At 45.9% G+C, this 11662-nt stretch carries 9 protein-coding genes; 3 read left to right on the top strand and 6 right to left on the bottom strand.

Annotated elements, in window-relative coordinates; genetic code table 11:
- Nucleotides 1-273: 273 nt before the first annotated feature.
- Nucleotides 274-1836, bottom strand: coding sequence for a relaxase/mobilization nuclease domain-containing protein (locus tag QVP67_RS02815; RefSeq protein WP_022162038.1), 1563 nt, complete (start codon nucleotides 1834-1836; stop codon nucleotides 274-276).
- A gap of 31 nt (nucleotides 1837-1867) precedes the next feature.
- Nucleotides 1868-2260: a plasmid mobilization protein gene (locus QVP67_RS02810; RefSeq protein WP_075318831.1), complete on the bottom strand. Its 393-nt coding sequence runs from the start codon at nucleotides 2258-2260 to the stop codon at nucleotides 1868-1870.
- Nucleotides 2261-3084: 824 nt separating this feature from the next.
- Here QVP67_RS02810 and QVP67_RS02805 point away from each other — a divergent pair.
- Nucleotides 3085-3282: a hypothetical protein gene (locus QVP67_RS02805; protein ID WP_022162035.1), complete on the top strand. Its 198-nt coding sequence runs from the start codon at nucleotides 3085-3087 to the stop codon at nucleotides 3280-3282.
- Nucleotides 3283-3382: 100 nt separating this feature from the next.
- On the opposite strand, the gene QVP67_RS02800 is transcribed toward QVP67_RS02805, so the two are convergent.
- Together QVP67_RS02800 and ppdK are read right to left on the bottom strand one after the other, a co-directional pair.
- On the bottom strand, nucleotides 3383-4879 hold the full coding sequence (locus QVP67_RS02800) for a tyrosine-type recombinase/integrase (RefSeq protein ID WP_022162034.1): 1497 nt from the start codon (nucleotides 4877-4879) through the stop codon (nucleotides 3383-3385).
- Nucleotides 4880-5194: 315 nt separating this feature from the next.
- Nucleotides 5195-7924, bottom strand: coding sequence for a pyruvate, phosphate dikinase (ppdK, locus tag QVP67_RS02795; protein WP_288179834.1), 2730 nt, complete (start codon nucleotides 7922-7924; stop codon nucleotides 5195-5197).
- Nucleotides 7925-8130: 206 nt separating this feature from the next.
- On the opposite strand from ppdK, the gene rlmD reads away from it, so the two are divergent.
- Both rlmD and QVP67_RS02785 read left to right on the top strand, forming a co-directional pair.
- Entirely contained in the window at nucleotides 8131-9552 is a 1422-nt protein-coding gene (gene rlmD, locus QVP67_RS02790; protein ID WP_022162032.1) for a 23S rRNA (uracil(1939)-C(5))-methyltransferase RlmD, read from the top strand.
- A gap of 39 nt (nucleotides 9553-9591) precedes the next feature.
- Nucleotides 9592-10500, top strand: coding sequence for an RluA family pseudouridine synthase (locus tag QVP67_RS02785; protein WP_022162031.1), 909 nt, complete (start codon nucleotides 9592-9594; stop codon nucleotides 10498-10500).
- 224 nt (nucleotides 10501-10724) lie between these two features.
- On the opposite strand, the gene QVP67_RS02780 is transcribed toward QVP67_RS02785, so the two are convergent.
- Together QVP67_RS02780 and QVP67_RS02775 are read right to left on the bottom strand one after the other, a co-directional pair.
- Complete coding sequence (locus QVP67_RS02780) at nucleotides 10725-11132, bottom strand: hypothetical protein (RefSeq protein WP_022162030.1); 408 nt, start codon at nucleotides 11130-11132, stop codon at nucleotides 10725-10727.
- Between the two features lie 6 nt (nucleotides 11133-11138).
- On the bottom strand, nucleotides 11139-11552 hold the full coding sequence (locus QVP67_RS02775; RefSeq protein ID WP_022162029.1) for a hypothetical protein: 414 nt from the start codon (nucleotides 11550-11552) through the stop codon (nucleotides 11139-11141).
- Nucleotides 11553-11662 lie beyond the last annotated feature (110 nt).

Raw genomic sequence — 11662 nt, 5'->3', positions numbered from 1 at the left:
GTCTTGCCGACGCCTCCTTTCTGGTTGGCGAATGTTACGATGACCGGTGTCTGTATCATGTCCGTGCGATAATTGGTTATGCTCCAAAATTATCATCCGCACAACCTGAAAAACGAAATGCGCAACACTTATATGCTCCGGGTAGTTCAGACTAAGGTGTCCGGAATTATGAAATTCGGGAAATCAGGGTTCATGCTGACCGAAAAGGTTACGGCAGGAAGTCTGTCAGGGACTTTGTACCGTAACCTTTTAGTATTATCATATATCGTTCTGTTATCGCTTTAATGTGCGTCCGTCGTCGATGTCGTCATAATTACCTTTCTGGCCGACTTCCCATTCACGTTTCTCGCTCTGGCTACCTCCTCCTGCATCACGCAGCCGGATATGTCCGCCTGTTTTATGTCCGATGTTTTTGTGGACGGATTGTCTGTCGGTTTGTGACTTATGCGATTTCCTTTTCAACCGTTCAAGATTGAAGCCTTCTTCTGTCAGATTAATGATTATGTGTTCCTTGAAGTTGACGGCATAAGTGCCGTTCCCGTCCTCCCGTATGGTGAAGCCTTCCTCGAAGAGCTTTCCCTTGACGGAACCGGTGGTATCGTCACTGAAAATCTCTCTCAGCCGGTTGACGGCATCCGTGTGGGACCGGGTACGTTCGGGAGTGAGGGTAACAAGGTCGGGGCGGTTCACCTTGAATATCCTGCAGAGCATGTCCCGTTCGGCTTCGGTGGCCGGTTTGAATTTTTCAACCCGTTCGATACGGTTGTTGCGGTCGATGGCTTCCGCCATGAACGGTTTCAGAGGACGTGACTGCCCGTTAAAATAGATGACACCTTTCTTGATGTAGGCGTGCTGCCTGCGTATCTTGCCGTAAATCTCGCCCTGGGTTATCTTGGGGTTGAGCGTGAGCAGGCGGTCTATGTAGTCCTCGATGCGGTCAAACCGCTGTTCGGGGGTGGCGAAGTCCAGCAGCTCGTCCACGGCCAGCACCCTTGCACCGTGGATGACGGTCTTGTTATGGTGGTCCACTACCATGTAACCGTAAGGCGCGTCTTTCTTGCCGAAGAACACGATGTCAATGCCGAACTTGCCTTTCAGTTCCTTTTGCAGCTCTTCCTTATTGGTACTCACGTCCCGGTATTTTTTGAGGATGCTTCTTAATTGCCGACATCGTGCCCTGTCCGTATGGCCTCTTTTATACAACGCCTCTATGTCGGAGAGGGGAAGCTTGTGTTGCACCTTTCCGCCGTGCTTGATGAATACGGTTCCGTCTTTCTGATAGACCTCGTAGCCCATGGAGGTCATCACCGCCTTGTACTGGGCAAAGGAGGAGAAAGTGTACTGTCTGGCAGTCTCCATATCCTTGTCTGTCTTCTGTTTCCTGTTGGTTCCCAATATCTTGTCAATGGCTTCCTGCGAGCGTCTGCGCTCGTGGTCGTGTACAATCTTCCTGCCGTTGGGTGCGATGCGAGAGGTGACGATGTGCAGGTGGGTGTTGTCGGTGTCATAGTGGGAATAGACAAGCAGCGGCTGTCCGGGTTCCGCATAGCCCATTTCCCGGAGATATTGGTGGGCGAACTCCAGCAGCTCGGTTTCCGACTTCTCGTGTCCCTTGCAGGATATGGCCACATGGAACTGCGCCTTCTGTATCCGGCTGTTCCGGGAGGTATATTCCCGGAGATACTTGACCAGTTCATCGGGGGTGGGTCTACCAAATGTTCCGAGTGCCCCGAAATTCTGGATTTCGAGTAAACGGGCTACACCTTTCGCGACTTTCCGCTCATTGTAACCGACTGCGTGGAAGTTCGGGCTTCCGGGTAATATGGTTGCTATCATTTGGGTTGGATTGATTGGGAGTTCGGGATATTCAGAGCTTGACGGCCTTTTTGGTGACTTCTTCCAGTTCCCTTTTTATTTCGTTCAGGGTGTCCTGTGTCTCACGGATAACCGGCATCAGCACCTCACGGAGATATTCCGGTGGCAGCAACCCGGCAACCGAAAGTTCGTTGGCTCTCTTGACCGACTGGTTCAGGTTGCCGCCTATATGGGAAAGCTCGTTATGGTACTTCCGGTAGAACTCACCGAGTGCCTGGATGAGTTTGAGTTTCTGTCTCACATCGACACGGGTGTATTCTTCAAGTGCCTTGCGCACATAACTGCTCACTGTTTTATAGACGGAAGAAGAAGCCTCTTTCTTAAACAGTTCCACTTCTTCCAATGTCATTCGTACCTTGATGTACTTGGTCATTTGCTTCTTCATACGATGATAACTTGTTTTCGGGTTTCCCGGAACTTCTTTCGCAGGGCGAAACAGCGGCATTGCCGCTCCGATGCGCAGCAGTCGGCAAGTTACCTTTGTGGAAGCTAAACGGAGTTTTGTGGCCACAAAGGTACAACTTGCCTGACAAATCCTGCAACGCAGTTCGATGTCCTCCGGGGTTCATTCTTGCACCAAAATTACCGAATAAAACGCCTTGCGGAGAAATGCACAACAGAATTGTAGGTTTCCACCCGGAAGTCCCGGAACACGGATAATCCGATATGACGGATAACCCGGTCATTGATAATAAGAATACTTCATTTCGAGATAGTCCGAAAAAAATATCTGTGATATAATGAAAGTTCACTCACCTGATTTGTGAGAATTTGAATAGTCGGATAAGTAATACAGACGGATACGTACAGCCATAATATTAGGGCATCAAGTGATGTGAGAATAGAAGTTGAAATGAGCGGATGTTTCAAGTTTGGCGGTATGTTGAAGCTGTTTTCGGGAGTTTGAGTAATCAGGACATCAGGGGAAATGAAGAGTTCGGTATCAGTATCAGGCAATGGACTGTTTACTGAAAAATGTGTTTTGAAATGACTTACGGACTTTGATAAATGGGTTGTTCTTATGATAGTCCCACAGTTTCCCATATCCGAATATTTCGGTTTGTTCGGTTACCCATTTTCTTATATTTTTCTTTGTAATTTACTGAATATAAAGGTGATGATGCTTTGATATATGACTATTTTTCAGTACCTTTATACTATAGAACCGGGATTTTAGAATATCAAGTTTCATTAAAAAAGTAACCTTGTATGTTTGAATTGTTGTTGCTGATATACCTGTTTCCGATAGTAGTGATAGTAATACTGCTGTTCAGGCTGGCGAGATGGCTTGTCCGAAATACATTCAGGCTGCTGTGGTGGTTTGTGAGGAACTTCTTTGTCCTGCTGGGCAAAGGTCTGACACGGGCTTTCACGCTGATTATGACGGGTAGGATTTTCAACCGGTAGGGAAAGATAAAGCCGTACCTGCCGGGTATGACCGATACGGCTCTGTGAACGGTGGGTAAGTTCTTCCCTTTACGTTGATAATTCTTTGGCTGACTGCCTGCTAAAACCCCTTGCCTTTGCTACGTTCATATACGACCTCCTTTTTGGAATCACAATTCATGAGACGGAATTGTACTGTACATCCCGTTGGAATATCACTCGGAAGTTTTGCTGCCAATTTACTTATGACTTGATCCACATTGCTGAACCCTATATCAGTAAGTTCACTGACGACATCACCCTTAAAATAGGCGCGGCCATAAATCATCATTTTCTTGGATATGCGGAACATCTTGTCTGCCGGTTCTTCTATATCACGGGCTTTGCCTTGCTTACTTTTCTTACTGCTGAAAAAGATGAAGTCTATTACTTTTGCATTAAGTTCCCAAGCTGGAGTAAAATCTATTTTCACATACCCTCTCGTTACATTCAGTCCGTGGCTGTGGTTCATGCCGAATGCCACTTCATAAAGGTTGGCATCACAGTCATTCTGTGCAATGGTCGCCCATGTATGACGGAACGTATAGTAGCAGTAGTAGTCCTCTTTCTTCATTCCCATATCCGCACAGATCTTTCGGATTCCGTTGTTTACGTTTGCATTGAAACTGTCTGAATTACTGTACCTTTTGTGAAAATTGAACAGGTATTCCTCGTTCTCATCATGGGAGAGGTATTTGTCAAATGTGGACTGGATGAACGGCTCGACACGCATTTCAATATACGCTTCGTCCCTGCGGCTGTGGCGGGTCTTTGCCCGTTTGTAACCGATAATACCATCCTTATAATTCTCCTTTTTGAGTTCGTACAAGTCAACCGTGTTGATGCCACCAAGGCAAAGGGAGAGAAGCGACACATCACGGGCAAGTTCCGGTAGGGAAGAAATCATCTTCGTTTCCGGTAGTGGCCGGTTGAAAAACTCACGGCAGGCTTCGGCACTGATGGCACGTTGTACACCGTTGTCTGATTTTGGAATAGTAATTTTCTCCCACGGATTGAATTTTATACGTTTAATTTCTCTTTCTTCGTCATTGTACTCTATAATGGCCTTTTTGAAAATTTGGCGAATACAAGTTGGATACATTTCTTTTGCTCGTTTTGTATGAGACAAATTTTCTATCCATTTTTTCAAAACTGCTGTAGTTAGATGGCTGAACATTATACGAGTTGTTCCTAAATAACGTTCCAAATGGTTTACGGCAAGTTGATAATTTCTTGCATTTCTTTCAAAGCCTTCTTTTTCCATGCAACTAACAAAGGTTCTGGCATATTCACTGAAACAAACTTCTTCTGCTGTTTTAAGCAAATAATCAATGACTTCCTTAACATCCCATAAAGATGTATTTATTCGATTTAGTCTATCTGTATATTGCCTTATGAGCATTGAACAGTATTCATTTACTACTGGATCAATCAATTCCCCATTGCTCGTAATATGATTCTTGTCCACAATTTTATCGGTCTTGATATATCCAGGTTTACGATTGTGTACTATCCGTATGTACACGGAATAGAGACCATCAATTCTTGGCTTTCTCACCATTACTTTTAATGTTGTCATATGTACTTTAATTTTATAGCTGCTATAGCCTTTTAAGTTGGTGTAAGCAGGTGTAAACAATACAGGGATTTGGTGTAAGCAGAGTGTAAGCAAATACGTTCATTTGGCTCATTTTATGCGGTCAAATGTACGAACCGCCTAAACGCAACTCAGGCTGTAATTACCACTAAAAGCAGTGAATTACAGCCTGATATCAAGTTTTAATTTTATAAAGTCGCTATTCTTGCGAATGCTCTATTGCAGCCTGCGCCACATAATATGTGTACTGATAATCAAAAACTTAGCTATTTGGTTTAAGCCTACAGTAAGCAATGATTACTTGTCAGTGTGCATGATTGCAGCTTGTGCCGCAGCCAGACGTGCAATAGGCACACGGAACGGAGAGCAGCTTACATAATTCAAACCAACTTTGTGGCAGAACTTAACAGATGAAGGCTCACCACCATGTTCACCGCAAATACCGCACTTCAGGTCGGGACGAACTACACGGCCTTTTTCTGTAGCCATCTGGATAAGCTGACCAACACCGTTTTGGTCGAGAACCTGGAACGGGTCTACTTTCAGAATCTTCTTCTCCAGGTAAACCGGTAGGAAGGAAGCGATATCGTCGCGTGAGTAACCGAATGTCATCTGAGTCAAGTCGTTTGTTCCGAATGAGAAGAACTCGGCTGATGATGCGATGCGGTTGGCTGTTAAAGCAGCACGCGGAACCTCGATCATTGTACCAACCTTGAACTCGATGCTGTCGCCCATTTCTTCAAACAGCTTGGCTGCTTCCGAACGGATTACTTTTTCCTGTTCTTGGAATTCGTACAAGATACCGGTAAGCGGCACCATGATTTCAGGATGAGTTTCTACGCCTTCTTTCTTCAGTTCAAGTGCGGCACCCAGAATAGCACGTGTCTGCATCTGTGTGATTTCCGGATAAGTGTTACCCAAACGGCAACCACGGTGACCCAGCATCGGGTTGTGCTCGCACAGAGCTTCTACACGCTGTTGGATGTATTGCAGACTTACACCCATAGCATCGGCCATATCTTGTTGTCCCTTCAAATCGTGGGGAACGAATTCGTGCAAAGGTGGATCGAGCAGACGAACTGTTACAGGATAGCCTGCCATTGCCTTGAAGATACCCTTGAAGTCGGCTTGCTGGTACGGTAAAATCTTTTGCAGTGCTTTGCGGCGTCCTTCAGCGTCTTCAGACAGAATCATTTCACGCATAGCCTTAATCTTCTCGCCTTCGAAGAACATATGTTCTGTACGGCAAAGTCCAATACCTACAGCACCGAAGTTGCGGGCTACGGTTGCATCGTGCGGAGTATCAGCATTGGTGCGTACTTTCAGTTTGGCATATTTGTCGGCCAGTTGCATCAGTTCGGCAAAGTCTCCCGAAAGTTCTGCAGCCTTGGTTTCAACCTGGCCTTTATATACTTCACCTGTACTACCGTTCAGAGAGATAAAGTCACCTTCTTTCAGAACAATACCGTCTACTTCTACTGTACGGGCTTTGTAGTCGATGTTCAGAGCACCTGCACCTGATACACAGCACTTACCCATACCACGAGCTACAACGGCTGCGTGTGAAGTCATACCACCACGTGCAGTCAGGATACCTTCGGCAACTGCCATACCAGCCAAATCTTCAGGAGAAGTTTCGATACGTACCATCACAACACGCTTGCCGGCAGCACGCCATTCGGCTGCATCATCAGCAAAGAATACGATTTGTCCGCAAGCTGCACCCGGAGATGCCGGCAGACCGCGAGTCAGCACTTTGGCTTGCTTCAAGGCAGTCTTATCGAATATCGGGTGAAGCAATTCATCCAGCTTGTTAGGCTCGCAACGCATCAGTGCAGTTTTTTCGTCAATCATTCCCTGACGGAGCAAGTCCATGGCAATCTTAACCATTGCTGCACCGGTACGTTTTCCGTTACGTGTCTGGAGGAACCACAATTTACCTTCCTGAACTGTGAATTCCATATCCTGCATGTCGCGATAGTGATTTTCCAGTTTTGTTTGCAGCGCATCCAGTTCTTTGTAGATTTCGGGCATTGCTTCTTCCATAGAAGGATATTTGGAAGCACGTTCTTCTTCGCTGATACCTGCCAGTTCGGCCCAACGTTGCGAACCGATCTTAGTGATCTGTTGCGGAGTACGGATACCGGCAACAACGTCTTCACCCTGTGCGTTAATCAGATATTCACCGTTGAACAGGTCTTCTCCTGTAGCGGCATCACGGCTGAAGCAAACACCTGTTGCTGATGTGTCGCCCATATTTCCGAATACCATGGCCTGTACGCTAACAGCTGTACCCCACTCGTCGGGTATTCCTTCCATCTTACGGTACAGGATGGCGCGTTCGTTCATCCAGGAATTGAATACGGCGCAAATGGCTCCCCAAAGCTGTTCGTAAGCACAAGTCGGGAAGTCTTTTCCGGTACGTTCTTTTACGGCAACCTTGAATCTTTTTACCAGTTCTTTCAGGTCTTCAACTTCCAGTTCATTGTCCAGTCTTACACCCTTCGCATGTTTTACGTCTTCAATGATGGCTTCGAATGGGTCGATATCATCTTTGTTAGTCGGTTTCATACCGAGTACAACGTCACCATACATCTGAACAAAACGACGGTATGAGTCCCATGCAAAACGGGCATTTCCAGTCTTGCGAGTCAGTCCTTCAACAACCTCGTCGTTCAATCCCAGGTTCAGAATAGTATCCATCATACCGGGCATTGAAGCACGTGCACCCGAACGTACGGAAACCAACAACGGATTTTCTACATCACCAAATTTGGAACGCATTAAAGTTTCTACATGTACAATGGCCTTTTCCACTTCGTCTTTCAGCAAAGCTACAATCTTTTCCTGGCCCATCTCATAGTATTCGGTACAAACTTCTGTTGTGATTGTGAAACCGGGAGGAACCGGAACGCCTATTAAATTCATTTCGGCAAGATTGGCGCCTTTGCCACCCAAAAGGTTACGCATGTCGGCTTTTCCTTCTGCCTGACCATTACCAAAGGTATAAACTCTTTTTTTGTCCATAATAAAAAATTTAAAGTTTTTGATTGTGTTCTTATCATTTTCTGTTCGCAAATCTAAGGATATTTTACATATTAGAAAACTTTTTCTACAAAAAACTTCTATCAAAATGCAATTTCGACATTGCAATATTTAATATTTCAGTTCATAGAGATTATTCCAGAAAAAATATCTATTTTTGTCGACGAATTTATTAGAATGGAGTAAAAGTGGCAAGAAAGAGAAAAGAACTGCCTTTATTGGAAAAGGTAGAAATTACAGATGTGGCTGCCGAAGGAAAAGCCATTGCAAGAGTCGACGACCTGGTTGTTTTTGTTCCTTATGTAGTGCCTGGCGACGTTGTAGACCTGCAGATTAAACGTAAGAAGCATCATTATGCAGAAGCCGAGGCGGTAAAGTTCCATGTTTATTCGCCGGTCAGGGCAGTCCCGTTCTGCCAGCATTATGGCGTATGCGGCGGTTGCAAGTGGCAGATACTTCCCTATTCCGAACAGATCAAGTATAAGCAGAAACAGGTGACCGACAACCTGACACGGATCGGTAAAATCAAGTTGCCGGAAGTATCCCCTATATTGGGTTCCGAGAAAACAATGTTCTATCGAAACAAGCTGGAATATACGTTCTCCAACAAACGGTGGCTTACTTCGGAAGAAGTGCAGCAGAATGTTGTCTACGAACAGATGAATGCGGTCGGATTCCATATCCCCAATGCTTTCGACAAGGTGCTGGCCATTGAAAAGTGCTGGTTGCAGGACGATATATCCAACCGCATCCGCAATGCGATACGCGATTATGCCTACGAACATAACTATTCTTTTATCAACCTGCGTACGCACGAAGGCATGTTGCGCAACCTGATTATACGTACGTCTACCACCGGCGAACTGATGGTAATCGTGGTATGCAAGATTGAGCAGGAGGAAGAAATGGAACGTTTCAGACAGCTGCTGCAATACATAGCCGACACGTTCCCCGAAATAACGTCGTTGCTATACATTATTAATAATAAGTGCAACGATACCATTACCGACCTCGACGTGTACACGTTCAAAGGCAACGACCATATTTACGAAGAGATGGAAGGTCTGCGTTTCAAGGTCGGACCGAAATCGTTCTACCAGACCAATTCCGAACAGGCCTACAACTTGTATAAGGTAGCCCGCGACTTCGCCCAGCTGACGGGCAACGAACTCGTATACGACCTTTATACCGGTACCGGTACCATTGCCAACTTCGTTTCACGCCAGGCCCGTCAGGTGATTGGTATTGAATACGTGCCCGAAGCTATCGAGGATGCCAAGACCAATTCCGAAATCAACGGAATCGATAATACACTGTTCTTCGCAGGTGATATGAAGGACATGCTGACCCAGGACTTTATCAATCAGTACGGACGTCCCGACGTCATCATCACCGACCCACCCCGCGCAGGTATGCATCCGGATGTTATCAACGTTATCCTGTTTGCCAAGCCCGAGCGCATTGTCTACGTCAGCTGCAACCCGGCGACACAGGCACGCGACCTGCAATTGCTCGACGTTGATTACGAAGTGAAAGCCATTCAGCCGGTAGATATGTTCCCGCATACGCATCATGTAGAGAATGTGGTACTGCTGGAGCGCAGAAAGTGAGAAATTTCTTTTCAATAAACCTAAAAAAGTCAATCAGCCGTGACAAAAGAAAAATTAGTAGCCAGAGCCCGTACGCAATATACCGACTATCGGGTGAACGAACCTGCCGAACTGATGGAATTTCTGGCAGCCAAAATGCCTCAGGCCAGCCGGACCAAACTGAAAACGCTGTTAAGCAAGCGGGTGGTGTATGTGGACAGTGTCATTACAACCCAGTACAATTTCCCGCTGAAGCCGGGCATGAAGGTTCAGATCAGCCGCGATAAAGGGAAAAAAGAATTCCACAACAAGCTGGTGAAAATCGTATACGAGGATGCTTATCTGATCGTTATTGAAAAGATGCAGGGATTGCTCTCGGTCAACACCGAACGTCAGAAGGAACGGACGGCTTATACCATATTGAACGAATACGTGAAGCGCTCGGGCAGACAAAATCGGGTATACATTGTGCATCGGCTGGACCGTGACACTTCGGGCCTGATGATGTTTGCCAAGGATGAGAAGACGCAGCACACACTGCGCGACAACTGGCACAAGATTGTATTCGACCGTCGCTACGTAGCTGTAGTGGCCGGCGATATGGAGCAGAATGCCGGAACGGTACGTTCGTGGTTGACAGACCGGAAGCTGTACGTTTACTCAAGTCCGACGGACGACGGCGGACAGGAAGCCATTACCCATTATCGCACGATTAAGCGGGCCAATAATTTTTCGTTGCTCGAATTGAACTTGGAGACCGGACGAAAGAATCAGATCCGTGTCCACATGCAGGACCTCGGACATCCCATTGTCGGTGACGGACGGTATGGTCTGGAAGATTTGAATCCTATCGGGCGATTGGCTCTGCACGCATTCAAGCTTTGTTTCTATCATCCTGTTACAGGCGAGGAAATGGAGTTCGAAACTCCCTACCCGGCCGACTTCAAGAAGCTGTTCCTAAAAAAGTAACTGGCTGGAACGAGTGCAGTAACTGTTGCACTATGAGTGCAGTAGGTATTGCACAGTGAGTGCACTAACTATTGCACTGCGAGTGCAGAGCCTGTTGCACTGCTTTTAAACAGTTAGGCACGAATTATACGAAGACTGGCAGATTTTTCCTCTGCGCTTATTCGTGTAATCCGTGCCTAAAATGTATCTGCTGAATGGTAAGTATTACCATCCCCCTTATGCAATCAGTATTTATATAGGGTAACACCTCTTTCTACATAACCGTCTACGTACAAGGTACCGGTAATCTTTTCCCATGTCACATAGACATCACGTATTTCCAGCAGAGGATACTGATTGCCGTAATCCAAAGACAATATTCCGTCTTCTATTTTCCATCGGAAAGGCAACGAACAGACAATAATGCCGCTCGGATCATCGTAATAGCACTGATCGTCTGTGCCAAAGCCACTGTAGTCAAAATAAAGTCCGCTCTCCAGAGGCTCTCCAAACTCGTCTGTAAATCCGAGGTCCCCTACCCACGTATACCCCGTTACAGAATCAAAAATCGTTTCATCATCTTGTGCACATGACGTCAATGCAAGTGATAGGCACAAAATGCACATTTTCGCATATTGAATAGCTGTTTTCATATCGTATTATTTTACGTAATTGGCATCTGTCATCATAATCAGTACCCCATCGAGCTTTCCACTGAGATAGTGTTCGCGTATCCACACATTCTCCAGATACTTCACATCTCCCGCTCCGTAACTCAGCACTAAACATTCCATTGTGCCGTCTTCCCATTTCCAGGTAAAGTCTCGTGTCTCCGTATTGGCCGTACTTGAGGTATGATCGTATTTCTTTTTCAGTTCCTGACCGGAGTTGCCGTTCTGTGTAAAGATGAGCTGATGCGTATAGGTTACGTCATCTTCCGTATATTCCTCGACCCACGTACGACACAGCTTGGCATTCATGTTGCTTGTGCTGTCGTCATCCTTTCCGCAAGCGGTGAGAAGCAGAGCAAATACACACAGCATACATATCTTTGCGTAATTCATTGTCTTCATTTTCAAGAATTTTTAGTTTTAGTTTTGGCAAACTTACATAAAATCTCTGGAATAACCTCGAAAAACGGGAGAAATGACGCTAAACGACTTAATATCAGAGTTGTTACGGT

The sequence above is a fragment of the Bacteroides sp. CAG:633 genome (assembly GCF_000435115.1).
Taxonomy (GTDB): Bacteria; Bacteroidota; Bacteroidia; order Bacteroidales; family Bacteroidaceae; genus Bacteroides; species Bacteroides ndongoniae.
The sequence above is the reverse complement of the archived record's forward strand: the minus strand, read 5'-3'. Positions and strand labels throughout refer to the sequence as shown.